Raw genomic sequence first — 24,050 nt, 5'->3', positions numbered from 1 at the left:
GCGGAGTCTTGCCGTAATGGGCTGCCGGTCGTTTGAAGAAGCTCATGAGCGGTCACTTTCGGAGAGATTGACGGAAGTGCCGCCACCATGGCTGTCACCGGAACGAACGGCATGGGCGGCCGCGGAAACGCCGTGGCTGAAGTGCTGGCTGCGTTTCATGCGTTTGGCCCAATCGGGAGGACCATCGCGCGAAGCCGACGGGGCGGCGGCAAAGGAATCATCATTGGCAGCCTCAGCGCCGCCGATAGTGCCGAGCGTGGAAGAGCCGCCAGTCGCGCTGAAGCCGCCTTTCACGCCGTCGGAGAAATTCGATTTGACGCTTTCGGCCGCTCGCCCGGCTGCGCGCTTGAGCGGCGAGACGGCGGCGGAGCCTGCGCCGCGGGCGACACCACCGAGACCCGACGCAACGCCTCCGGCGCCAGTCTGCCCCATCGATCCAAGATTATAGGCGGTCGATGCGGCACCCGCCGCCGCCGCTCCACCCCGAGCAGCCGCCGCGCCACCGGACAATGCCGCGGCGCCACCCCGCAAGGCCAGACCGGCCGCGCCGCCTGCGGCAAGCGCTGCGCCACCAACGGCAAGGCCGGTGCCGACGGCAGCACCCGCGCCAAGCTGCGGCCCACCGGAAACGAGACCGTTGGCGATGCCGGGACCGAAGATGCCGAGGCCCAGGAGCGAAAGTGCTGCCAGCACGACAGCCATGGCATCGTCGATCGTCGGTGTGGCGCCGCCGAAACCGGCCGTGAACTGGCTGAACAGGGTGGAGCCGATGCCGATGATGACGGCGAGCACCAGCACCTTGATGCCGGAAGAGACAACATTGCCGAGAACCCTTTCGGCCATGAAAGCCGTCTTTCCGAACAGCCCGAACGGGATGAGGACGAACCCGGCCAGAGTGGTCAGCTTGAATTCGATCAGCGTGACGAACAGCTGGATGGCCAGAATGAAGAACGCCAGCAGGACGAGCGCCCAGGCGAACAGCAGGCACGCGATCTGGATGAAATTCTCAAAGAATGCGACCCAGCCCATGAGGTCGGAAATGGATTCCAGCAGCGGACGGGCTGCATCGAGACCGACCTGCGCCACTTTGCCGGGCCGCAGGAGATCCGCCGTCGAAAAGCCGGTGCCCGATCCTTTGAGGCCGAGGCCGGCAAAGCTCTCGAAGATGATGCGGGCAAGATTGTTCCAGTTTGAGATCAGGTAAGCGAAGACACCCACGAACAGGGTCTTCTTCACCAGGCGGGCGATGATGTCGTCGTCGGCGCCCCAGCTCCAGAACAGGGCGGCGAGCGTAACGTCAATGACGATCAGCGTGGTGGCGATGAAGGCGACCTCGCCGCCGAGAAGACCGAACCCGCTGTCGATATAGGAGGTGAAGACCCCGAGGAAATTGTCGATGACGCCGCTGCCGCCCATGATTTACTGCCCTTCGACAATCTGTGGGGCGGCCGGCGCGGAAGCCCTGCCAAGGAAGCGGTCGCGGGTTTCCGACCAGATGCGCAGGCATTCGGTATCGCTCGTGGCAGCTTGCCCAAGCTGCTGGCACCGGCGCTGGCCGAGGCGGAGGGGATCCACCGGCGATCCGGCGGCGGCTGTGGATCGTGTCCATGGCGCGGGGGTCTCTCTCTTTCTGATCATCTCGGTCGCCGTCGCGGTGACCGCGACGGCGACAAAGACGACGGCGCCCAGACGGGCCAGCATGTTGCCGTCCATGGCCAGCGCCCTCAGTTGAACATCTTGGCGCTGCCGGCCTGATAGCCGGAGCCTGGCGTCAGGAAGCGCTGGCGCTGCACGCGCCCCTGTTCGGCCGCGGCGGCCCGTTCGGCTTCGGTGAGCGCGGTGGACCGTCCATTGGCGGCAAGCAGTGCCGTAAGATCGGAAAGCTGCTGCGACTGAAGGGCGAGAAGCTGGTTGCCTGCCTGCGCGGCCTGAAGTGCGCCAGTCGCGCTCTGGCTCTGACCGACCAGTTGCGACATCTCGGTGCGGTTGGTGTCGATATTGCCAACGACGGTGGCCTGCACGCGCATGGCGTCCTGAAGGCCGCCGACGCTATTCTTCCAGCGCTCCTTTGCATCGGCGACGAGTTGCGCGTCGGTAGCCGAAAGCGAGACATTGGCGTATTTCGACTGAAACGCCTGATCGATCTGGCCGACGTCGAACGCGATGTTCTGCGCCTGGGACAGAAGCTGCTGCGTGCGCTGAACGGACTGCTGGATCTGCTGGAGAGACGAGTACGGCAGGCTGGCGAGATTGCGTGCCTGGTTGATCAGCATCTGCGCTTCGTTTTGCAGGCTGGTGATCTGGTTGTTGATCTGCTCCAGGGCGCGCGCGGCGGACAGGAGATTCTGCGAATAGTTCGTCGGGTCGTAGACGATCCAGGCGGCGGACGCCGGCGGCGCCAGAACGAGCGAGACCGGGCCTGAGAGGGCAAGAAAGGATGCGGCAAGCAATGCCGCGCGGAAACGGTAGGTCTTCATGATTGAGCCTCCTTGTCGGGCTGGGGGATGAGATTGGCGAGGTCGGGAATGAGGTCCGCGGCCCAGTCGACGCCGCGCAGGCGAAGCCAGGCGGCGAGGAAATCGTCCCGGCCATGCTCGGCGAAGATGCGGGTGATGGCGGACTGGTCGGATTTCGAGGAGGCGGCCGTCAGGGCTAGACCGACTTCGGACAGGCCCAGATCGAACAGGCGGTTCCCCCTGCGGCTCTGGCAGTAGTAGTCCTTCTTCGGCGTGGCCCGCGCGAGGATCTCGATCTGGCGCGCGTTCAACCCGAAGCGCTGGTAGATCGCGGTAATCTGCGGTTCGACGGCGCGCTCATTCGGAAGAAGCAGGCGCGTCGGGCAACTTTCGATGATCGCGGGGGCGATCGCCGAATTGTCGATGTCGGACAGCGACTGCGTTGCGAAGATGACCGATGCGTTCTTCTTGCGGAGTGTTTTCAGCCATTCCCGCAACTGCCCGGAAAAGGCTTCGTCATCGAGCGCCAGCCACCCCTCGTCGATGATGAGCAAGGTGGGCGAGCCATCGAGCCGGTCACCGATGCGGTGGAACAGATAGGACAGGACGGCCGGAGCGGCGCCGGTGCCGACCAACCCCTCAATCTCGAAGGCCTGCACCGACGCGCCGCCGAGGTGCTCGCTTTCGGCATCGAGCAGCCGGCCATAGGGACCGCCGACGCAATAGGGCCTGAGCGCCTGCTTGAGGTCGTTCGATTGCAGCAGCACCGTCAGGCCGGTGATGGTGCGTTCCTCGACCGGCGCCGAGGCGAGAGAGGTCAGCGCCGTCCAGATATGTTCCTTGACGTCGGGCGTGATCGCGATGCTCTCGCGTGTCAGGATGGCGACGATCCAGTCGGCTGCCCAGGCGCGTTCCGGTACATCATGGATGCGCGCAAGCGGCTGGAGCGAGACGGAAAAGGCGTCTCCCTCGGTGAGATCACCGCCGAGATCATGCCAGTCGCCGCCCATGGCAAGGGCTGCGGCCCGGATCGAGCCGCCGAAATCGAAGGCGAAAACCTGGCTTCCCTCGTAGCGCCGGAACTGGAGCGCCATGCAGGCGAGCAGCACGCTCTTGCCCGAGCCTGTCGGTCCGACGACGAGCGTGTGCCCGACATCGCCGACGTGAATGGAAAGCCGGAACGGGGTGCTTCCTTCGGTCTTGCCAAAGAGCAAGGGCGGCGCACCGAAATGGTCATCCCGTTCCGGCCCCGCCCACACGGCACTGAGGGGGATCATGTGGGCGAGATTGAGCGTCGAGATCGGCGGCTGGCGGACGTTGGCGTAGACATGCCCCGGCAGTGAGCCGAGCCAGGCATCGACGGCATTGATGGTTTCGGGCATCGCCGTGAAGTCACGGCCCTGGACCACTTTTTCGACAAGCCGGAGCTTTTCGTCGGCTAGGCGGGGATCGGTGTCCCATACGGCGATAGTTGCCGTGACGTGGGCCATGCCGGCATAATCGGCGCCGAGTTCCTGAAGCGCGATGTCCGCATCGGCCGCCTTGTTCGCCGCGTCGGTGTCCAGGAGGACGGACGCCTCGTTGGTCATCACTTCTTTCAGTATGGCGGCGATCGACTTGCGCTTCGCAAACCACTGGCGACGGATGCGGGTGAGCAGCCTGATTGCGTCGGTCTTGTCGAGCAGGATCGCGCGTGTCGACCAGCGATAGGGAAAGGCAAGCCCGTTCAAATCGTCGAGGATTCCGGGCGTGGTCGCGGTCGGAAAGCCGACGATGGTGAGGATGCGCAGATGCGTGTTGCCGAGGCGTGGCTCCAATCCGCCGGTCAGCGGCTGATCGGCCAGCAGCGCATCGAGATACATCGGCGTTTCCGGAACGCGGACGCGATGCCGGTTGGTGGAAACGGTCGAGTGCAGGTAGGTCAGCGTCTCACTATCGTCGAGCCAGTGGCATTCCGGCATGAAACCGTCGAGCAGCGCCAGCACGCGATCGGTACGATCGACGAAGCCGCGCAGGATTTCGTTAGGATCGACGCCGGAGCGCTCGCGCCCCTCGTAGAGCCAGGTCTCGGTACGCGCGGCATCTTCAGCAGGCGAGAGATAGGTAAAGGTCAGGAAGTAGCCGGAAATAAAATGGCTGCCCTGCTCTTCGAAATCGGCCTTGCGCTCGGCGTCGAGCAGAGCCGACGCCGGATCGGGAAAGTGGCTGTCGGGATAGGTTGCCGCCTCCTGGCGTTGGGCTTCCACGAAGATCGCCCAGCCTGAGCCGAGACGGCGGAAGGCATTGTTCAGCCGGGCGGCGACGGCGACCAGTTCGGCAGCAACAGAAGATTCCAGATCCGGACCGCGAAATTGCGCCGTCCTTTGCAGCGATCCGTCCTTGTTCAGAACGACACCTTCGCCGACGAGCGCGGCCCAGGGCAGGAAGTCCGGGAGGCGGCTGGCGGTGCGGCGGTATTCGGCAAGGTTCATCATGGCCACGCCCTCAAACCGACAGATGTCCGGGGATACGAAGGTGACGGTGGCCGACTTCCACGAAAAGCGGATCGCGCTTCGCCGCCCAGACCGCCGCGAAATGCCCGACCGCCCAGATGGCGAGGCCAACCAGCCAGAGGCGCAGGCCGAGGCCCACGGCCCCGGCGAGCGTTCCATTCATGATGGCGATGCTTCTCGGAGCGCCGCCGAGCAGGATGTGCTCGGTGAGTGCCCGGTGGACGGTGACGGTGAAGCCCGGCACCTCGCTGGCGTGTTCCAGAACACCCGCCATCAGACGAGCGCCCCGCCGCCGAACGAGAAGAAGCTGAGGAAGAAGGAACTGGCGGCGAAGGCGATCGACAGGCCGAAGACGATCTGGATCAGCCTCCTGAAGCCGCCGCTCGTATCGCCGAAAGCAAGGGCAAGGCCGGTGGCAATGATGATGATCACGGCGACGATCTTGGCCACCGGCCCCTCGATGGATTCGAGGATCGACTGGAGCGGCGCCTCCCATGGCATGGAGGAGCCGGACGCGTGAGCCGGCACAGCCGCCATCATCATGATCGTAGCGAGTGCCATCGGGCTCTTGAGGTGACGACGGATACCGCGCAGGACGGATGGCGTCGGCGCATTCGCCTGATCCAGCACCGTGGTCAGGATGGGAGGAGCATCGAAGGTCATGACTATTCTCCTTTCGGGAGCGGTTGGCGGTCGGGGGAAAAGCGGGCGGGGGCGACACGGTAGTCGCCGTCGGACCCGAGTCCTTCGACACGAGCGAGTTCTGAGAGCCGGCGCGCGGAGCCGCGGCCGGAGAGGACCGCCACGATGTCGATGGTCTCGGCGATCAGTGCCTTGGGGACGGTGACGACGGCTTCCTGAATGAGCTGTTCGAGCCGGCGGAGCGCGCCGATGCTGGTGCCGGCGTGGATGGTGCCGATGCCGCCGGGATGCCCGGTTCCCCAAAGTTTCAGGAGATCGAGGGCTTCCGGGCCTCGTACCTCGCCGACGATGATGCGATCGGGCCGGAAGCGCATGGCCGAGCGCGCCAGATCGGTCAGATTGGCTATGAAGTCCTTGGTCCGCATCGGCACCTTGTTCTCGGACTGGCTTTGGAGCTCGCGCGTGTCCTCGATGATGAGAAGCCGGTCCGATCCTTTCGCGACTTCGGCCAGCAGCGCATTGGTGAGTGTCGTCTTGCCGGTGCCCGTGCCGCCGGCAACGAGCACATTGGCGTGCGATGCGACAGCCTCGCGCAGCAACGCCGCCTGATCGGCGGTCATCGTTCCTGCCGCAACATAGTCGTCGAGGGTGAAGACCGAGATCGCCGGCTTGCGGATGGCGAAGGCCGGACCTGTGACGATCGGAGGCAGGAGACCTTCGAAGCGTTCGCCGCTGTCGGGCAATTCGGCCGAAACACGCGGAGCACCGGCGTGAACTTCCGCGCCAACATGGTGAGCGACCAGACGGATGATGCGTTCGCCATCCGCGGGCAAGATGCGCTCGCCGCTGTCGGACATGCCCTCAGAGAGACGGTCGATCCACAGCCGACCATCGGGATTGAGCATCACCTCGACGACGCCGGGGTCTTCCAGAAAGCGGGCGATGGCAGCACCGAGCGCGGTGCGCAGCATCCGCGCGCCACGCGCAAAGCCTTCCGAATTTCGATGAGAGACTGCCATCCGATCCCCGTTTCTCGCCGGGGAAATCAGACGGTCCCAGGACGGGGATGATTAAAAGAGCCGGAAGTGCATGCGATTCAACAAGGAATTGGCGTCGTAGTAGTGTAGCGTGCAAATACAGGAAAACGGCGATGGAACTGTCTTCTTGAACCCACTCAGGCGACTACTATTCTCGGTATGTGCCCGCGTGTGGCGAGACCTGTCCATCGGATGAGTCGGTGATGTCCTCGGAGATTTCCTGCCGCAGTTTTGGGCCTTGAGCGAGCCGGCGGCCGAGTGCCGTGACAAACGCCTCGTAGCGCTCGCCGGCCTTGGCCCGCGCCGCCTGTGCGGCCGGTTCGGGCAAGGCTGGCGTGGTCGTGAGCCAGAAACGCACGAAGACGGCCAGCGTTTCGATCGAGATGCCAAGATCGCGCTCCAGCCGCGTCATGCGGCGGTCGATCTGATCGAGGCGCTTGGCAATCAGTGCCTCCCGCCGTTCGACGTCGTCCGGCGACAGAAACGAGGCGACGGCCGCCTCCACGATCAAGGACATCGGCTGCTCCCGACGGGCGGCATAGTCCGAGAGCATCGTCATGACGTCGGGTTCGAGATAGACGGAGATCTGCGCCTTCTTTTTTCTGCCGGTCATGGTGCTCATAGTTCCATCCCGTCATTGGGGTCGAGTGAGACCTGTCGCGCCACGCCTTGTATAAGACGAGCTATTCGGCGGTTTCGGGTGGCTTCCTCCTCCATCTCGTCGAGCGGTTCGATCTCGAATTCGTTCTCGATCGGCTCCTTCTTCTCGACGGGTTTCACGCGATTCAACTCAGGCTGATGCCGGTGCTCGGATTCGGTCGGGTCCTCATCTTCCGCGGTCACCCCCGCGGGCGCCTCAGCGACCGCGGGACGGATCGGAATCGGCAAACGGCTCCAGTCGTCGGGGCGTGGCGTATCGGATCGGGCGAGTTCGGGCGGCGGCAATATCCGCTCCTGAAACCGCGCATCCTCGAAGTATCGCGCCTTCTTCGCCCGGATCGGCGGAGTTCCAGCGACCATGACGATCTCGTCGGCCGGAGGAAGCTGCATGATCTCGCCGGGGGTGAGCAGCGGCCGCGCGGTTTCCGAGCGCGAGACCATCAGATGCCCCAGCCAGGGCGACAGCCGATGCCCGGCATAGTTCTTCATCGCCTTCATCTCGGTGGCGGTGCCGAGCGCGTCGCTCACCCTCTTCGCGGTCCTCTCGTCATTCGTGGCAAACGACACCCTCACATGGCAGTTGTCGAGGATCGAGTTGTTCGGCCCATATGCCTTCTCGATCTGGTTTAGCGACTGCGCAATCAGGAATGATTTGAGCCCATAGCCCGCCATGAAGGCCAGGGCTGACTCGAAAAAATCCAGCCTTCCCAAAGCCGGAAACTCATCCAGCATCAGCAGCAGCCTGTGCCGCCCAGCCTTCGCCTGCAGGTCCTCGGTCAGGCGACGTCCGATCTGGTTGAGGATCAGGCGAATCAGCGGCTTTGTCCGGTTGATGTCGCTTGGGGGCACGACGAGGTAGAGCGTCGTTGGACGCCTTTCGCCCACGATGTCGGTGATGCGCCAGTCGCAACGACGCGTCACCTCAGCGACGACAGGATCGCGGTAAAGACCCAGAAACGACATGGCGGTCGACAGTACGCCCGATCGCTCGTTGTCGGATTTGTTCAGCAGCTCACGCGCCGCCGACGCGATGACCGGGTGCGGACCTGCGTCACCGAGATGCGCCGTTTTCATCATGGCGGCGAGCGTCGATTCGATCGGCCGCTTCGGATCGGACAGAAATGCCGCGACGCCGGCCAGCGTCTTGTCCTTCTCGGCATAAAGGACATGCAGGATCGCTCCGACCAACAGCGCGTGGCTGGTCTTCTCCCAATGGTTCCGCTTGTCCAGTGACCCCTCGGGATCGACCAGGATGTCGGCAATGTTCTGGACGTCGCGGACTTCCCATTCACCCCGGCGCACCTCGAGCAGCGGATTGTAGGCGGCCGATTGTGCGTTGGTCGGATCGAACAGCAGCACCCGACCGTGCTCGAATCGGAAGCCGGCGGTGAGTGTCCAGTTTTCGCCCTTGATGTCGTGGACGATGGCCGAGCCCGGCCAGGTCAGGAGCGAGGGCACGACCAGGCCGACGCCTTTGCCCGATCTGGTCGGCGCGAAACACAGGACATGCTCCGGACCGTCATGCCGCAGATAGGCCCGATCGAGCTTGCCGAGAACAACGCCGTCCTGGTCGAGCAGACCTGCGGCCTTCACTTCTTCCGGCTCGGCCCAACGAGCCGATCCGTAGGTCGCAACATTCTTGGCCTCGCGCGCCCGCCAGACCGACATGCCGATCGCAACCGCGATGGCGATGAAGCCGCCGGACGCCGCTATCATACCGCCTTCGATGAAGATCGGCGGCGCATAGGCATCGTAAAAATACCACCACCAGAAGAAGGCCGGTGGATAATAGATCGGCCAGCCGGCGATCTGGAACCAGGGATGGCCGAGCTGCGGCTGGAAGCCGAGCTGCCAGGCCGTCCACTGTGTCGCGCCCCAGGTCGTCATCAGCACGATCAGAAGGACGGTGAGGATCTGGCCCCAGAGGATTTTCGTCGCGGACATGGCGTTGGTCCTTTCATGTATTGAGGTTTACAGGCCGAGCCCCCTCTTGCGGCCAAAGCTCCAGTCGATGCCGCCGTCGTTGCGGGCGACGCCGGAGACGTGGCGGCCGAGCTGCTTTTCGAGGGATGGCGACCACGGTACGAGCTGGAAGCCGAGGCCGTCGTCGATCATCGCGTAGCGGCCGGAGGCGAGCGCGAAGCGCTGGCGATAGATGCCAGCGACATATTCGCCGCCTGCGGCCCGGTTGAATGGCTGACCCGCCTCGGTGGCGAGTTTCTCGCCAAGCGCATCGAGCTCACGGCGGCGCAAGGTCTCGACCAGCCGGCGGGCGAACACCACGCTACGTCCCTGACGCTCGGCCAGACCCTGCTCGACAAGATGGTCAGCACGCCGGTCCATGGCCTGCTGCACCTCGGCGCCGAAGCCGCCATCGGAGAGCGACAATGTCTCTCTTGCCACCGCCTGCCGGTCGAGCCAGGTCGCGCCCGATGCCGTGACCTGTCGCTCGATGTCGAGATCGGAGCGAACGGCGAGCGCGACGCGGCGCTCACCCCGCGCGTCATCGAACTTGCGCAGTTCGACAATCGAGCCGGGAGCGCTGTCGCCGGCCGCATCGAGATCGGGCAGCTTGATGTGATGGGTGCGGCCATCAACGCCGTCGACGACGGCATAGGCCGAGCCCTTCAGCTCTTCGTCGAGACCGCGATCGACCAGGCGGCCGATGATCGGCTCATCGAGGCTTTCGCCTGCCAGCACATAGTTGGCCGAACCGCGCTCGATGCCTCGCTCCGTCAGCGCCTTGTGCATCCGTTTGATGATGTCGCCGCGCTCGCCAAGTTCGCGCAGCACCGCCTCGGCTTCCGGTTTGATAAACCATTGCGAGTGGCCGACCTGTCCGGCAAGACCAAGGACTTCCAGCCTGCGCAGGCGTCCAACCTTCAGGGCATGGAATTCGTCGCGCTGCTGATCGGCTCGCGGCGCGAGATCGATGATGCCGGTCTCTCGTGCATCCCGGACAAGCTGCCGGTCGAGCTGGGTCCAGCGTTCCGATTCAATCTGGCGCTCCAGCGTGCGGCGGATGTCGAGGTCGGTGCGCGGCCCCAGCTCCTGGGTGATGAGATCGCGCGCCCGGTCGCGCATGCCCTCCTTGATATAGTCGCGCGAGATGACGAGATCCTGGCCGTCGTCGCGGACGCCGCGCACGATCAAATGGACATGGGGATGCTCGGTGTTCCAGTGATCAACGGCCACCCAGTCGAGCCGGGTGCCGAGGTCCTTCTCCATCTGTCCGATGAGATCGCGGGTGAAGGATTTGAGATCGGACATTTCCACGGCGTCGTCCGGCGAGACGATGAACCGGAAGTGGTGACGATCATCCTGGCTCCGCTCGGCGAAAGCGCTGGCGTCAGCATTCTCGGTGCCCGGTCCGAACAGGCAGGCCTTTTCCCCGTCACGAGTCACGCCCTCGCGGCGCAGATAATTGAGATGGGTGCCGAGTGGCGCAGTGCGCGCCGAATGCCGCAGGACGCGCGCCTTGACGACGGCGCCGCGCGAGCGCGACGAGATCAGTCGATTGGCCTGGATGCTGGCACGCTGGCCGTAACCGAAGCGCGAGCGGTTGCCGGAGACGACGCGTCCGGAGCGAGACACGCCGCCGCCCGCCTTCTTCGCCGCGGCGAGCGCCTGCGAAATGAAGGGCCGCGCCGACTGCGCCCGGCTGGACCGGATGCGCCCCGGTCGGATGCGGAACTCGCGCTCATCAGCCATGGCACAGCCCCGCAATGTTTAAAAAATCTCGTAGAGACAGCGGGTTGGGTCGTTTGCAAACATTGCGGCAGAGCCGGGAAATGTTCGCAACGGGGCAGAAACCCAAACAAAAACAAACCCCCGACCGCCGCGCAATGTGCGCCCTTTTATCCTGCCATCCTCCGGTTGCTTCTCCTGCCTCCACCCCCAGCACCCTCCATGATGCGCCAGAGCCCGACAGGATGCGAAAGAGCCGGTTGACCGTCATTGCGGACCGTCCCCCTCGCGCCGGGCGAGGAAAATGGTGTCTGGCTGTGATCGGGCGGCGCGATCGTCCTGCGCCGGAACGGAAGGTTGCTGGCCGCTCGACGGACGATAGGCGGCTCGATCATCGGCAGGCCGGCGGTTGTCGTCGCGCGCCACGAAGAGCGGCGCCTCTCGCCAATCGGCCGGTGGCTGGAGCGCGGTTCGCGGCCTGTCCGAGGGGGCTGCGCTGCCCAGAGCGGGTGCAAGCAAGGCAACATAGGCGCGCGTTTCGGCCGGCAGGGTACGGCCGGTTGCGAGGTATTCGTCATAGCGCGCCGGTCCCGCATTGTAAGCCGCGAGCATGGCCGAAACCATGCCGTAGCGATCGAGCATCTCGCGCAGATAGGCCGTGCCGGCGATGATGTTGTCGCGCGGATCGAACGGGTCGCGCCCAAGCCGGTAACGGGCACGCAATTCGGCCCATGTGCCGGGCATGATCTGCATGAGCCCGAGAGCACCGGCAGGCGATACGGCGCGCACGTCGTCATGGCTTTCGGCACGCTTCACCGCGACGATCCATGTCTGCGGGATGCCGAAGCGCTGCGATGCCTCGGCGATGTGGGCAGCATAAGGATCGCCGGTCGCAGTGCGTGTCGCTGGCAGCTTCTGCGCGCAGACCGAAACCGTGGCGGGTGCGGCGAAGGCCAGGCCGGAAAGGATAAAAAGGACAGCGCTATGCAGGACGGCCGACCGACCGGCATAGGAGCTATGGCAAGGAGCCGGCACCGCTCAATCCTCCTTGCGTGATTTGGCCGGGCGGTTCATGTGTAGCCCCCAGACCGTGCTGTCGCCGCCGGACTGGAACAGGTTGGCGCGCAAAGGCTTGGCAAAGAGCGGGCTGTCGATCTCGATGGAAACATATTCGCCGGCGCGTTCACCGACATGCTTCCAGCCCGCGCCGATATCGGAACCCTCCTCGCCTTCGAGCAGAACGCGATAGTCCGGAGCGTTCTCGGAGTTCGAGTGCTCGGCGGGAACGAGGGTGATGTCTTCCTTGATGCCGACTGCTCTGAACTCTCCTTCGAAGCCGGTTTTCGTGCGGGTGAATTGACCAATCTGGGTCATGCTTGCCTCCTTGGATCTGCGGTGGGAATGGGCATGGGCACGCCGTCACCGCGTCGGCGCGCGCCAAACGAAGTGGCCGTGGCCGTCTTCATCGGTGTAGAGGGGGATTGCCCGGCCAATCACGGCGGAAGCCGGAAGCGGCCCGAAGTAGCGGCCGTCGAGACTATCGGCGACTTCCCAGTTCATCAGGAAAAGCTCGTCGTCGGCGACAGTGAGGCAGCCCTGCCAGACCGGCAGGTCGCGGCCCATTTTGTCTCGGCTGAGGGCGGAACCGATGGTAATGCCATCGATCATGATGTCGCGCCCGATCCGGCAAACCTGCTGTCCCGGCAGGCCGAGCACACGCTTCAGGAGCGGCACACCGTGACCGACATAGCCACGCCCGACCATGAAGTTGGCGAGCGGCTCGGGCGGCATGATGGCGACCAGTTCGGGCACCTCCAGCCGGTCGGCCTGCGCGATGGTGTAGAGCCCGAGCGGCGCGCTGGCGGTGGCGTTCCAGACGAGCCTGATCGGCGTCGGAATGAACGCGGCAACGGCAGCGCCCATTGCCGCGAGATATGTCAGCATGACATAGCCGAAGCGGGTCATCGTCCGATCTCCCGCCGCTTGAGCCATGCCTGATGGCGTTCGACAGTGTACGGACGCGGTAGGTGACCGGCCTGCATCTGGTGGGCGACATGGCGCCAGTGATCGGGCGCCACGTCGCAAGCGTCGATGCCGGCGCGCTCCAAGGCGTCGATGTGGCGCAGCACGTCCTCGACCTTGGGCCAGCCCTCGATCTTCAGGAGAATTTCGCCGCCGGGGCGCACGAAGGGCAGCGTCTGATAGGCTTCGCCCGGCTTGACGGCGCGCACGATGTCGATGCGCGATATGATCGTGCCGAAATCGTTGGCCGCCCATCGGACGAACGCGAACATGCTGTTCGGCCCGAACGACACGACGCGCCGGCGGCGATCGAGGATCAGTTCGTGCGCTTGCTCGCCGAACCTGATCCAGTATTCGATCTTCTTCTCGATCCATGTCAGCTCGACATGGGTCATATCGTCGGTGGAGCGTGCGGACGGCAACAGGCCGCCGCGCAAGCGGGGAGCCGCGTTGCCGGTCATGAGGGGTCTCCTTCGGTCGGGGGGAATTCGCGCGCGAGTAGGTCGCGCAGCATGTCGGCGACGGTGACGCTGCGCCGGAAAGCGGTGATCTTGATCCGTCCGCGCAGCTCGGGCGTCACGTCGATGGTGAGCCGCGCGGTGAACCCGCCGGCGTCAGCATTTCGTGGCGGCGTCTCGGCGGCCTTGATCCAGTGCTCCGGGTCGGCAGGCCGAGCGGCGAAACCTTTGCGGGACGGACGCTCGGTCACGATGCCCCCCTTCCGATTCCGAGACGATCGATCTCGACGGCCAGCGCCGCGATCTCGCGTGCAGCCGGCATGTCGTCATCAAGTTCGCAGACAAGGCGGCCAGACTGCGCAGCCGCGGCGAAGGCGATGCGCTGGCCGATCGTGCTGGAAAGCGCTGGCGGATCGTGATCGGCCAGAGTCTCGGCTGTCTCACGCGCCAGTACGGTGCGCGCGCCGCAGCGGTTCAGGACGAAGCGCGCGGCGAGATCCGGCCGATAGATGCGCGCTTCGCGCAGAAGCGCGAGCATCTCGGCCGACGCCCAGCCGTCGAGCGGCGAAGGCTGCACCGGGATCAGCACGAGATCGGCGGCGAGCAGCGCCGAGCGCATCAACCCGGCGACCCGAGGCGGGCCGTCGATGACGACATGATCGCCGTTCCGTGCGAGCTCAGGCGCCTCGCGGTGGAGCGTGTCGCGCGCCAGGCCGACGACGCCGAACAGGCGCGGAAGCCCTTCATGCTCGCGCTGCTGCGACCAGTCGAGCGCCGAGCCCTGCGGGTCGGCATCGATCAGGGTGACGCGCTTTCCGCGCGCTGCCCATTCACCGGCGAGATTGAGCGCCAGCGTCGTCTTGCCGGCACCGCCCTTCTGATTGAGGAAGGCCACGATCATCGCGTGCCTCCCGAACGGTCGTCGAGAGGAAGTGCCGGCGTCTCTGCCGTGGCTTGCGTCGTTTCGTCCTTACGGGAAACCGATCCGCAGCCGCTCTTTTTTGCGGTTACGCTAAGGCCGCTTGCGGTCTCCCGGATGAGCTTTTGCACATCGCGCGCGCGCTCTTCAAAGTTAGATTCTGGGTTAGATTCTAAGTTAAGAGCGCGATTTCCGGTTTTATTGCCATGGGTTAAGCCCTGTTTGCGTTCCCGATAGCACGATACCGGCGTTCCTGATGGCACGATATTGGGCGTTCCCGATAGCACGAGGCCGTCCACAGGTTGTCCACAGGGCGCGAAGGCAAGCAGCATCCGGCCACCGACCCCCATTTCCATGAACAGCGTGTAGCCGGGCAACGGCTGGCGGCGGATGATGTCGCGCATTTCGAAGACAAAGCGCCGGAAGGGAGACAGGCTGCCGGATTTCTGATGAAGGTGCCGGAAGTCAAAGCGCCACCCATCGCGCTGGCGGCCACCGTGCTTGCGGACGATCCGGTAAAGCCAGCGATCAAGCCCGCCCGTCAGATCGAAATAGGCGCGATCGATGGTGAGCACGAGCGCGTCATCGAGGACGGCCTGGTAGAACCAGTCTGGAAAGATCATCTCGATGCCGTCCGGCCTGCCGTGCCGGTCCGTCCGTTCCTTCCACTCATTGATCCACGAGAAGCGGTGACGGCGCCCCTCGGCGGGCTGGCGGATGGTGGTGGCGACGGTGGTGGACTGGAGCCGGTCGAGTGCCGCCTTCAGGCGCTGATAATCCCGAAGCGAGGTGCCGCGACCGACGAACTTCAGGATTTCGTAGGGGGTGGCGGCCATGAGACGCGAGGTGCGCAGCCCCGCGTCGCGCGCCTCGACGATCTGGCTTGCCGCCCAGATCAGGATGTCGGCGTCCCAGATCGTGGCCATGCCGTGATCGGGAACGGCTTCGACCCGGATCGTCACATTGCCGGCGATGAAGTCGATCGGCGTGACACGATGGGTTTTCGAGAGGGAGAAAAATGGGAAAGCCATGAGATCCTGCGCGTCTCTTGGCGCGAAGTCGCCCGGGAGCGCCCGGAACAGATCGAGCTGCCCACGCTCCGAGGAGGACCGATGCCGCGCCGCCATTCGGGAAATCGGCCGCGATCAGCGTGCGTAGCGGCCGGGCTGCGGCACGGCGGGGAGCGTCTGGCGCTTCGCCGGCAGCACCTGGCCACGCGGATCGGAGGTGGAAGTGACGGCGCCGCGTTCGGCCCAGGCTTCGAGGTCGTCGACGGCATAGACGACGCGGCCGCCGAGCTTGCGATAGGACGGGCCGGTCCCATAGGTCCGGTGCTTCTCAAGGGTTCGGGCGGAGAGGCTCAGGAATTCCGCGGCTTCCTTGGTGCGCAGGTAGCGCGGCGGCAAAACGGCAAGATCGGGTCGCATGGATCGGGCCTCCGTGGGTTTGCTGGTGGCCGCTGCGGTTCAGCGGCGGATGACGACCACGGTGGCGGAGAAGAGCCGTCAGGGGGGATGGGGAATTTAAAGGGGCTAAAATCCCCACCCCATGGCTGGAACGGAAACTGCTAGGATCGGCGGCGGCGGCGTAGCAACTGGAGATAGCCGCCATCGACCATCGTAAAGCCGCCCTCAACGAGGCCAATGACCGCGTCTCGCAAGGAGGATGTTTTCCAGGGCTCGGAAGCGACGCGCGAGCGCCCGTAAATCGCGATGGCGATGTCACGGTAGGTCGCGCCGGCCAAGCGGGCATCGAAGACCCGCAGCATCTGGCGAGTGCGCCGCCGACGCTGCGAGGTGAGGCGATTGTCGGCCGGGACGCGCTGGCCAGTCAGCATGGCCGAAAGGCGATTCAGCGCATGGAGCCGATCCGGTGTGTCGTCGTCGAGGATGATGATGGCGACCAGAATGCCGCCTGAATCGGAGTCGATCCGGGTGATTTCGAGATGCTCTTCATTGACGCTGAGCCGCAGGCACGCGTCGCCAGAGCTGTCGATCGCGTGTGCCCGGATGAATTCTTCAGCAGTCCCGGTATCGCCTGAAACGAATGAGACCCTGTGGAGCAGAATGGCTCCGGGATCGGCAATCGGGGTCCAGAAGACCGGCTGGTCGAGTGCTGTGTGCCGAGGATCTGCAACAAAAGCACAATCCCCACTGCTCGGCGACCTGGCGTGCCTGGTCGCTATGAAGCTGTCCACGAGCGGAAAGATCGCGGTAGGCCTGGCGGTAATCCTGGTTCCGGCGAAGGAATTCCCAGGCAAGTTCAGACGTCGTCAATTGATCGACAAAGTCATAATTGGCATTCGATCGCCAGTCATGGTCTTGCGGCATTCCTCCAAACCTCCACGCGTGTTGCGACTGTGGGTTACGGAGACATGACGATCTCAACTCGCCCGGCTTTTGGGAACAACGAAGGTCGCGGAACGTGATGCAGGATTTGCATCACGCGCGCCGGTGATCAATGAAGACTTGAGCGCAGAAGGGCGACAAAGCCGTGCTCGGCCATCCACTTCGCGCGTGCAAGGTGTGCCGCATGGACCTGGCGCGCATCTTCGCCGTCACGCTTCGGATCGAGGCCAAGCACGACTTCCGCAACCTCCCTCCAGTCGGCGCCCTCCGCCTCCGCATCGAGAAGACGCAGATAAAGCTTGAAATGCTCGCGGTCGTAAGCCGTGAGTTCAGCGTCAGCCGGCGGACAGTCCGCGAGTTTGACCTTGGTCATGCAGTTCTCCCGTTCCGCCGTTCCCCATATTGCTTTTGATCGTTCGCGGAATTTGAATGGTATAGTAAAATTTTGGATCGGGAATATGCGCACTCCCAATGATTGATACCGAATTAGCGCTTTTCGCTGACAAGCATCACCCCCACGTCAGGGCCGGAGTTGAGGAAGACAATGCCGTTGTCTTCAAAAGCTCGTCGTACCTGATCGCGCGTACTTTCATACACCTCGAGGCCACTTTCGGATTCGAGGCGCTTGAGCGCTGTCAATGATACCCGGGCCTTGTCAGCGAGCATCTCCTGTGTCCAGGCCAGCAATGCACGCGCGGCCCGAAACTGTCGGGCGGTGATCATGCATGATCACCTCCCACACGAACCTACGTACATTCCAATACTACGACTATTTTAGTCGTTCTTGACTGAGAATGCCAGCAGGAACCTGCTGAAAAGACGTCAACGACGGCTTTTTCCCTTATCTGATTCGGTCGCAGCCCCGCGGCTGCAATGCCAAAGCCTGGCAGTGGGTCCGGCACCCCGGCCATCAGGTGAATGGATCGATCTCCCGGATGACGGTCTCGTCATCCCCGTCATATTCGGTGGCGACCATTACGCTGACGGTTCCATCGCCTGCCCGGAAGATGACGATCGAGACCATCAGGGTGGCGGCGAGGCTGAGGGCGTAGGCATGAGCGTCTGCAAGGGACATGTTCCGGCTCCTTTATGGAGGCGGGGACCATTCCCCGCTCGACAGGCGCCCGAAGTGTTTTGGTCTCGGCCGGGGTCATCGCGGAGGCAAGGCCGAGGCGACCGCACGCTCGCGTAGCGGACCTCGAAGGGGTTGACCCCGGAAGGCCGGGATTAAAACCAGGGTCGCGCCTCAAAGAGCGGGGTGGTGTCCGCTGGCCCGAGCCGGAAACCCTTGCCACGACGCCTGCCAGCGTCCACCGCTGCCGTCACCCTGTTGGTCCTGGTCACCACGCCGGTGATAGTCCGCGCCTGGATGTCCGCAGCCGAACATGACGGAATCGGAAAGGCTCTGGCCCGGATACCTGATACGAGCGGGCTCGGGCGTGTGAGACGGAGTGGCGAGTTACCCGCCACCGCAACCTGCCGCGAACATGAGAAAACCCGGCGGCGTGCGCCGCCGGGCCTTCGGGCACCCGGCTCAGAACGGGATGTCGTCATCGAGATCGCGCTGGCCACCTTCGTTCTCGGTCTGCTGCGCCCGGCTCAGGAAGTCCACCGTCTCAGCGATGATCTCCGTGCTGTAGCGATCAACGCCGTCGCGGTCGGTCCATTTCGTATAGTGGATGCGGCCGCGAACCAGGACCTTCATCCCCTTTTCGCAATATTGCTGGACCGTTTTGCCGAGGCCGTTGAAGGCGGTGATGCGGTGCCATTCGGTGTCCTGGACCCGGTAGCCATCCTTGTCCCGGACCACCTTGCCTTCCGAGTAGCGGGGACGCGAGGTCGCCAGGGTAAAGTGGGTGATGCTGGTGCCGCCCTGGGTGTTGCGGGTTTCGGGGTCCTGACCGATGTTGCCGGCGAGAATGACGATGTTCTGCATGTGTAAGTCTCCGTTGCTCCTCGGAGGAACCATTCCCTCCGACGAGACCCGGCCAAGGCCGTCGGGAGACGCCTGCACTGACGCCTTAGCGGCAGCTTGACCCCTAAGGCCCGGAGTGGGGCGGGCAGGCGCTTGCGCCAACTCGGTCCGGAGCCGCGGGGGTTGCGGTCGGAAACAGAACGGACTTAGGGGATCAGTCAGTCGGAGGGATTGGTGCCTTTCGAGAGCACAAACGAAGGCGCACAGCCGAACCTTCGTCCTTGCCGGCAGCATCGTCGCATCAGATATCCGAAGTCTTGGCACTCCGGCGGCAACCGCCGCAATTACCTCTACCGACCTCGCGCTTCCCTGATCGGAAAGCCAAGCCGGGACGAGAAGGTGAAGGCCCACGTGGCCATATTCACGATGACATGGAGGGGATCGACGTGGCTGGCGATGATCGTGTCATGGCTGGCGAGATCGAACACGATGACCGACTTCCCGAGCCGGACGCAGCGGACCGGGAGGAAACAGCCAGTGTATCACGCCATGACCATACCGTTCTGACGGAGGTGCCGGAAGGCCTGGCGGCGCACGCCGCCGGGTTTTCCCATGGAGCGGGAGATCGCGGTGGCGGCTTCAGACGCGCGAGAAGACGACCGTGCCCAGCGCGTTGAGATTGAGCATCGCAGCGATGCCGATGAACAGGCCGCCAGCACCGCCCAGGAGGTTGAGCGCAATGGTCGAGTCGATGAAGTTCTTTGTAACGCCATGGACGAGCGCATAACCAGCGATCGTGGCGGGTACGGCGAAGACGGTGAGCGCGATCAGCCGCAATGCAGGGTTCTTCGCGAAGCCGAGGGCAGCGATAACCAATGCCACTGAAAGCAGTGCCGCACCGATGGCGGCGAGCCCGGACATCAGGAAACCGGCTTCCATTCCATGGACATATTGGAAGGCGGTCAGCCCGACCATGAAGGGCAGCGCGTAGATCGCAAAATTATAGGCAATCACGCAAAGCGCGACGGTGAACGAGATAGCAAGAAGGATCAGTGTCATGGCGGCCTCCGCATGGACGGTTTACGGATCACGACAGGCTGCCAATGAATACGCTCGGCCTGCGACTATGCTACTTCGCCGGTTCTGCAAGGATGCTTTATTTGACCCGAAATGGGAGTTTCCGTCAAGCAAAGGCGGCTGAAACAGCCGCCGAGCGGCGGCGCTTTACGCGCCGCCATCGAACTTCATGACCGGAATGCCAAGTTCATTCGCCCGGCGAGCGAACTGTTCCTGTATCCCGGAGCCGGGGAAGACGAGGACGCCGACCGGCAGGGTGTCGAGCATGACGTCGTTGCGCTTGAAGGGCGCGGCCTTGCCGTGCTTTGCCCAGTCGGGCCTGAAGGCGACCTGCTGCACCTTGCGGGTATCTGCCCAGCGGGAGGCGATCAGTTCGGCGCCCTTCGGCGTGCCGCCGTGCAATAGCACCATATCGGAGTGCTTTGCATGGACCTGATCGAGCTTCGCCCAGATCAGGCGATGGTCGTTGAAGTCAGCGCCGCCGGTCACGGCAACCTTGGGTCCGGCGGGCACCATCACCTCGGTTTCGGCCCGGTGCTTCGCGGCGAGGAAGTCGCGGCTGTCGATCATCGCCGAGGTCAGGTTGCGGTGGTTGACCATCGAGCCGGTGCGGGGCCGCCAGGGCGTGCCGGTGTGGTGCTCGAAGGCTTCGGCGGAAAGATCGCGGAAGAGTTCCATGCTGTTGCGCCGTTCGATCAGGGTCTGCCCCTCTGCCGTCAGGCGTTCGAGTTCGACGCTCTTGACCTCGCTGCCATCCTGTTCCCTCTGGAGGCGGCGCTGCGCCTGCTCGTTGTCGTCGAGTTCGCGTTCGACCCGGCCGGTGGCCCGGTGGAAGAGGTTGACAGCGCCCCAGAGCAGATCGTCGAGGTCGGGTTCGAGGCGGGTATCGCCGAGTGTGGAGACGAGGGCGTCGAAGATGTCTGCGACCGCGGCGGCGACGGCATTGCCCTCCGGAAGCGGCCTCGGATCGGGTTCGTCCTGAAACGGACGCCAGCCATAGAGCTGGAGTTCGGCGAGGAGGTGATCGGTGGGGGATGAGGCGTGGACCGGCTCGAAGCCTGCATCTTCGTCTTCGTTCATCATCGGGAGCGTCCTTTGTCTGGAGACCGCGCCCATCGCGGCCTTCGCAGGCGTCGGAAGCCCACGGGCGGCACGGCCTGGCAGCCCTCGCTCTCCCGCGAGGGCCTTGATGGCCAAGCCCGGCTATTTTGTTTCGCGCTGCAAAGGCGAGGCTCGCCCCGCCGGCGGAAAATAACCGGAGCGCCGCCATTGCCCGGCCGTGCCGTTTGTGGGCCGATCGCCCTCTCAAGAAGGCCGTGGGCGCCTCTCTCCGACAGGGAGGATGTTTCCGGGGATGGACGGAGACGGCAGGCGGAGATACCTGGGGCCGCGCCTCGTCCCCCGCCGATCTTCTCAACCCTCCATGAACCGGCTGACGTCTTCGGGACGAAGCTGATCCATCAAGGTCGCCCGCAGGGCGTCGACGCCGCGCCAGCGCAGATCGTCGTTGAAGTCCCCGCCGACCGGCGACACCGCAATCGCCTCGATCCCGACGCTCTCTGCTCTGGCGATCAGGCTGTCCCTTGCACCGTCGCCTGCCGGATCGCTATCGCGAAGGACATAGAGCCTGCGCAGCGTTGCCGGGAACAGGATGGCAGCAAGGTGCGCGGCCGAGAGCGCCGCCAGCATCGGCATGTGGGGCAGGACCTGACGGGGCGACAGTACGGTCTCGATGCCTTCGCCAGCCGCCAGCACCTCACCGGCTACGCCGAAGCGGACGCCGTGCCCGAGAAGGTCACCCATCGCTCGCCTCGGCGTCTCGACAGGCGCCTTGCCCGAACTGTCCTGGGTGAGCCCAAGAGGATCAAGATACGTGCGGTGCGCGCCGATCTGCCGTCCGGCCAGGTCGGTGACGGAAGCGACCATCGCCGGCCAGATCTCGGTGGGCGAATGCTCGTCGGGCCTGTAATAGCAGCGCGGATGGTAGCGCAGTGCGGTGGTGCCGGAGATCGACGTGATCGCCCGCCCGCCGAGGTAGATTTCCGCGAGTGTGCCGCCGATTGGCTGCGACATGGCGAAGAGCCGCCGGGACGCTTCGGGCGAGCCGACCGCCACGCTCGACACCCTGCCGGTCGGCGTCCTCGTCTTTTCCGGTTTGGGATGCGGGAACGAGAGGAAACGGCGCGCTTCCTCGGCCACATCCCTGAAGTCGACAAGGCCAAGCGCCTCGCGGATGACGTCGAGCAGGTCGCCATGTTCGCCGGTTGCGCTGTCCGTCCACTTGCCCGCTGGACCCTTGGCGGAGTCCCTGAGACGGACATAGAGCGAGCGGCCGGGGCTGTTCTGGACATCCCCGACCAGCCAGTAGTTTCCGGCGCGTTTGCCGGACGAGAGATATTCGCGGCACACCGCCTCGGCCTCCCGGCCGAGACGGCTTGCCAGTTCGGAAGCATCGTGGCGGGCCATCACGCAGCCTCACGTTCGGAGATGCGTTCGACCGGCCAGCGGTCGAGCAGCCTGCCGAGAACGGCTGGGCCGTTTGCATCGACCGGAACGAACATTCTGAGCTTCCACGAGATGATCTCGTGGAACAGGCCATAGGCAGTGAGTCGTTCGCGCATGGTGTCGGTGAAGCCCGACAGCTCGATACGGTTGGCGCCCATGACGCGGACCCGGCGAAGCTGGAGCCCCTCGGTGAGATCGATGATCGTGGGACCGTCCATCAGCGCCGTGAAGGCATCGTCCGGCGTCCGCGCGGTCGTGCCGGTCACGGTCGCATTCGCCGCCCAGGCCGGCGAGACGCGGCGGCCGATGATCCGTTCACCCTCGTCGGTCTGGAGACGATAGACGCGGGTGCTATCGTTCGGGAGCCGCTTCCAGATCGGCAGCAACAAGCCCGTGACGACATGGATGGTGCTGTCGGAGAAGGCTGGCACCTCGGCGATCTCGGCATTCCAGGCCGACGCGAAGGTTTCCCGGTCGGCTTCGACCCAATGGGTCTCGCCCATCATCTTCACCGGGATATTGTGCGCCTCCATCGGCCGGATCAACCGGATGCGCCGTTCGATCTCGCCATCGTCCAGCATGACGCTGGTGGTCGGGATCTGCACGGCGGCGCGGCCCGACCGTTCGTTGACGAGAAGCCGGGCGCGCGGATCGTCGAGATGGTCGAGCGCCTCGGCCAGCGTGACCGGCTGGTTGCGCTTGCGCTCGGTGATCGTCAGCAGCCGGGTTTCCGCGCCGGTGCCCGGATGAGTGTAGACCACCTTGCGGTCGGTGACGGCGAAGCTCTCGGCCGTCAGCGTTTCCAGCCCGACATCATAGGCGCCGGACGCGATCGCCCCTTCGATCTTGGCGGTCAGAAGCTGCTCGAAGGCGGTGAACAGGATGCCCTGAAGCTCGATGGTGAGCGCCAGCATCCGGTTCAAGAAGGTCGTGATGCCGGGCAACTCGTCCTTGATGCCGGTCGAATCCATCAGCTTCAGGCCGGTCGCCGCCTCGAAGCGGTCGAGCGAGCATCCCTCGACCTTGCCGTGGATCAGCAGGAGATAGAGCTGACGCAGCGCATCGCGGGCATAGACGCTTTCCAGATTGTCCTCGGGGCGGAACAGGCCCTGGCCGCCCGTCTGGCGCTGGCCGCGGGTGATCGCGCCCAGCGTGTCGAGGCGGCGGGCGATCGTCGAGAGGAAGCGCTTCTGCGCCTTGACCGAACTGGCCATCGGCCGGAACAGCGGCGGCTGTGCCTGATTGGTCCTGTGCGTGCGGCCGAGGCCCTGAATGGCGGCGTCCGCCTTCCAGCCCGGTTCGAGCAGGTAGTGGGTCCGCAACCGTGTGTTCTTTGCCGAAAGCTCGGCGTGATAACTCCTTCCGGTTCCGCCCGCGTCGGAAAAAATCAGGATGCGCTTGGCATCGTCCATGAACGCCTGCGTTTCGGCGAGATTGGCCGCTGCGGCGCGGTTTTCGACCACGAGCCGGTCGGCGGTGACGCCATTGCCCGATCTGCGGACGATGCGGCGGGAGCGGCCCGTCACCTCGGCGACCACATCCGTCCCGAAATGCTGGACGACCTGATCGAGGGCGCCCGGAACCGGCGGCAGGCTGGCGAGCCTGGCGATCAGGTCGTCGCGGCGGGCAACGGCCTCACGGCTCTCGACGGGTTGACCGTCGCGATAGACAGGGCGCGACGACAGGTTGCCCTCCGAGTCGGTGAACGGCTCGTAGAGCTGAACCGGGAAGGAATGGGCGAGGTAGTCGAGGACGTAATATGCCGCGTCGGCATTATGCAGAGCACGGCGGGTCAAGTCTTTGATCTGCTTTTTCATTTCCTTATCTCCACT

28 protein-coding genes and 1 pseudogene are annotated in these 24,050 nt (G+C 64.5%); 1 reads left to right on the top strand and 28 read right to left on the bottom strand.

The annotated features are described in order from the left end of the window. Window positions 1-42: 42 nt before the first annotated feature. From trbL to KWJ32_RS25740, 24 genes are all read right to left on the bottom strand, one after another. On the bottom strand, window positions 43-1,416 hold the full coding sequence (trbL, locus tag KWJ32_RS25855; protein WP_256886483.1) for a P-type conjugative transfer protein TrbL: 1,374 nt from the start codon (window positions 1,414-1,416) through the stop codon (window positions 43-45). A 3-nt stretch (window positions 1,417-1,419) separates the two neighbouring features. After that, window positions 1,420-1,713, bottom strand: coding sequence for a putative entry exclusion protein TrbK-alt (gene trbK-alt, locus KWJ32_RS25850; protein ID WP_256886482.1), 294 nt, complete (start codon window positions 1,711-1,713; stop codon window positions 1,420-1,422). 11 nt (window positions 1,714-1,724) lie between these two features. Next, complete coding sequence (trbJ, locus tag KWJ32_RS25845; RefSeq protein WP_256886481.1) at window positions 1,725-2,477, bottom strand: P-type conjugative transfer protein TrbJ; 753 nt, start codon at window positions 2,475-2,477, stop codon at window positions 1,725-1,727. Further along, on the bottom strand, window positions 2,474-4,930 hold the full coding sequence (gene trbE / locus KWJ32_RS25840; protein WP_256886480.1) for a conjugal transfer protein TrbE: 2,457 nt from the start codon (window positions 4,928-4,930) through the stop codon (window positions 2,474-2,476). Before trbE ends, trbJ begins: the two co-directional genes overlap by 4 nt. A 10-nt stretch (window positions 4,931-4,940) precedes the next feature. Continuing rightward, entirely contained in the window at window positions 4,941-5,222 is a 282-nt protein-coding gene (locus KWJ32_RS25835; protein ID WP_256886479.1) for a VirB3 family type IV secretion system protein, read from the bottom strand. Further along, complete coding sequence (locus KWJ32_RS25830; RefSeq protein WP_235906879.1) at window positions 5,222-5,509, bottom strand: TrbC/VirB2 family protein; 288 nt, start codon at window positions 5,507-5,509, stop codon at window positions 5,222-5,224. Before KWJ32_RS25830 ends, KWJ32_RS25835 begins: the two co-directional genes overlap by 1 nt. A 104-nt stretch (window positions 5,510-5,613) precedes the next feature. Then, on the bottom strand, window positions 5,614-6,609 hold the full coding sequence (gene trbB / locus KWJ32_RS25825) for a P-type conjugative transfer ATPase TrbB (protein ID WP_256886478.1): 996 nt from the start codon (window positions 6,607-6,609) through the stop codon (window positions 5,614-5,616). Window positions 6,610-6,775: 166 nt separating this feature from the next. Beyond that, the gene (locus tag KWJ32_RS25820) at window positions 6,776-7,240 is read right to left on the bottom strand and encodes a CopG family transcriptional regulator (protein ID WP_256886486.1); all 465 of its coding nucleotides are present in this window, start codon (window positions 7,238-7,240) and stop codon (window positions 6,776-6,778) included. A gap of 5 nt (window positions 7,241-7,245) precedes the next feature. Then, on the bottom strand, window positions 7,246-9,231 hold the full coding sequence (locus KWJ32_RS25815; RefSeq protein ID WP_256886477.1) for a conjugal transfer protein TraG: 1,986 nt from the start codon (window positions 9,229-9,231) through the stop codon (window positions 7,246-7,248). Window positions 9,232-9,258: 27 nt separating this feature from the next. Then, window positions 9,259-10,998 carry a VirD2 family relaxase/mobilization nuclease gene (locus tag KWJ32_RS25810; RefSeq protein WP_256886476.1) on the bottom strand — a complete coding sequence of 580 codons (1,740 nt, stop codon included), beginning with the start codon at window positions 10,996-10,998 and terminating at the stop codon, window positions 9,259-9,261. Between the two features lie 243 nt (window positions 10,999-11,241). Further along, window positions 11,242-11,964, bottom strand: coding sequence for a lytic transglycosylase domain-containing protein (locus KWJ32_RS25805; RefSeq protein WP_256886485.1), 723 nt, complete (start codon window positions 11,962-11,964; stop codon window positions 11,242-11,244). Between the two features lie 48 nt (window positions 11,965-12,012). After that, window positions 12,013-12,348 (bottom strand): DUF736 domain-containing protein, encoded by a 336-nt coding sequence (locus KWJ32_RS25800; protein WP_256886475.1) that lies wholly within the window; start codon window positions 12,346-12,348, stop codon window positions 12,013-12,015. Between the two features lie 45 nt (window positions 12,349-12,393). Further along, entirely contained in the window at window positions 12,394-12,939 is a 546-nt protein-coding gene (locus KWJ32_RS25795; RefSeq protein ID WP_256886474.1) for a S26 family signal peptidase, read from the bottom strand. Continuing rightward, entirely contained in the window at window positions 12,936-13,457 is a 522-nt protein-coding gene (locus KWJ32_RS25790) for a DUF2840 domain-containing protein (protein WP_256886473.1), read from the bottom strand. Before KWJ32_RS25790 ends, KWJ32_RS25795 begins: the two co-directional genes overlap by 4 nt. Beyond that, window positions 13,454-13,705 carry a hypothetical protein gene (locus KWJ32_RS25785; RefSeq protein WP_256886472.1) on the bottom strand — a complete coding sequence of 84 codons (252 nt, stop codon included), beginning with the start codon at window positions 13,703-13,705 and terminating at the stop codon, window positions 13,454-13,456. The genes KWJ32_RS25790 and KWJ32_RS25785 overlap by 4 nt, the downstream gene beginning before the upstream one ends. Then, window positions 13,702-14,355 (bottom strand): ParA family partition ATPase, encoded by a 654-nt coding sequence (gene parA / locus KWJ32_RS25780; RefSeq protein ID WP_256886471.1) that lies wholly within the window; start codon window positions 14,353-14,355, stop codon window positions 13,702-13,704. Before parA ends, KWJ32_RS25785 begins: the two co-directional genes overlap by 4 nt. Next, window positions 14,352-15,500 (bottom strand): replication initiator protein A, encoded by a 1,149-nt coding sequence (locus KWJ32_RS25775; protein WP_256886470.1) that lies wholly within the window; start codon window positions 15,498-15,500, stop codon window positions 14,352-14,354. Before KWJ32_RS25775 ends, parA begins: the two co-directional genes overlap by 4 nt. 18 nt (window positions 15,501-15,518) lie before the next feature. Next, window positions 15,519-15,800, bottom strand: coding sequence for a helix-turn-helix domain-containing protein (locus KWJ32_RS25770; protein ID WP_060719725.1), 282 nt, complete (start codon window positions 15,798-15,800; stop codon window positions 15,519-15,521). 140 nt (window positions 15,801-15,940) lie between these two features. Further along, window positions 15,941-16,264 (bottom strand): DUF2285 domain-containing protein, encoded by a 324-nt coding sequence (locus KWJ32_RS25765; protein ID WP_256886484.1) that lies wholly within the window; start codon window positions 16,262-16,264, stop codon window positions 15,941-15,943. A gap of 127 nt (window positions 16,265-16,391) precedes the next feature. Continuing rightward, a complete protein-coding gene (locus tag KWJ32_RS25760; protein ID WP_256886469.1) occupies window positions 16,392-16,703 on the bottom strand; it encodes a DUF6499 domain-containing protein in 312 nt (103 codons plus the stop codon). A 127-nt stretch (window positions 16,704-16,830) separates the two neighbouring features. Beyond that, window positions 16,831-17,094, bottom strand: coding sequence for a DUF2285 domain-containing protein (locus tag KWJ32_RS25755; RefSeq protein WP_256886468.1), 264 nt, complete (start codon window positions 17,092-17,094; stop codon window positions 16,831-16,833). Between the two features lie 113 nt (window positions 17,095-17,207). After that, entirely contained in the window at window positions 17,208-17,444 is a 237-nt protein-coding gene (locus KWJ32_RS25750; RefSeq protein ID WP_256886467.1) for a hypothetical protein, read from the bottom strand. Window positions 17,445-17,631: 187 nt separating this feature from the next. After that, window positions 17,632-17,796 carry a hypothetical protein gene (locus KWJ32_RS25745; RefSeq protein ID WP_256886466.1) on the bottom strand — a complete coding sequence of 55 codons (165 nt, stop codon included), beginning with the start codon at window positions 17,794-17,796 and terminating at the stop codon, window positions 17,632-17,634. A 459-nt stretch (window positions 17,797-18,255) separates the two neighbouring features. Then, window positions 18,256-18,657 carry a single-stranded DNA-binding protein gene (locus tag KWJ32_RS25740; RefSeq protein WP_256886465.1) on the bottom strand — a complete coding sequence of 134 codons (402 nt, stop codon included), beginning with the start codon at window positions 18,655-18,657 and terminating at the stop codon, window positions 18,256-18,258. Between the two features lie 296 nt (window positions 18,658-18,953). Here KWJ32_RS25740 and KWJ32_RS25735 point away from each other — a divergent pair, with 296 nt between their 5' ends. Further along, on the top strand, window positions 18,954-19,313 hold the full coding sequence (locus tag KWJ32_RS25735; RefSeq protein ID WP_256886464.1) for a hypothetical protein: 360 nt from the start codon (window positions 18,954-18,956) through the stop codon (window positions 19,311-19,313). Here the strand turns inward: KWJ32_RS25735 and KWJ32_RS25730 are convergent. The 4 genes and pseudogenes from KWJ32_RS25730 to KWJ32_RS25715 form a co-directional block, all read right to left on the bottom strand. Further along, window positions 19,276-19,695 carry a hypothetical protein gene (locus tag KWJ32_RS25730; protein ID WP_256886463.1) on the bottom strand — a complete coding sequence of 140 codons (420 nt, stop codon included), beginning with the start codon at window positions 19,693-19,695 and terminating at the stop codon, window positions 19,276-19,278. The two genes, KWJ32_RS25735 and KWJ32_RS25730, sit on opposite strands and share 38 nt — an antisense overlap. 165 nt (window positions 19,696-19,860) lie before the next feature. Next, window positions 19,861-20,796 (bottom strand): DUF2493 domain-containing protein, encoded by a 936-nt coding sequence (locus KWJ32_RS25725; protein ID WP_256886462.1) that lies wholly within the window; start codon window positions 20,794-20,796, stop codon window positions 19,861-19,863. A 330-nt stretch (window positions 20,797-21,126) separates the two neighbouring features. Beyond that, entirely contained in the window at window positions 21,127-22,179 is a 1,053-nt protein-coding gene (locus tag KWJ32_RS25720) for a toprim domain-containing protein (protein WP_256886461.1), read from the bottom strand. After that, window positions 22,179-23,975, bottom strand: a pseudogene (locus KWJ32_RS25715) (strawberry notch C-terminal domain-containing protein); the annotation flags it as partial. The gene KWJ32_RS25720 and the pseudogene KWJ32_RS25715, both read right to left, overlap by 1 nt. Window positions 23,976-24,050 lie beyond the last annotated feature (75 nt).

The organism is Ochrobactrum sp. BTU2 (assembly GCF_024539785.1).
GTDB classification, from domain to species: domain Bacteria; phylum Pseudomonadota; class Alphaproteobacteria; order Rhizobiales; family Rhizobiaceae; genus Brucella; species Brucella anthropi.
Note: the sequence above shows the minus strand (reverse complement) of the source record. Positions and strands in the feature narration are given on the sequence as shown.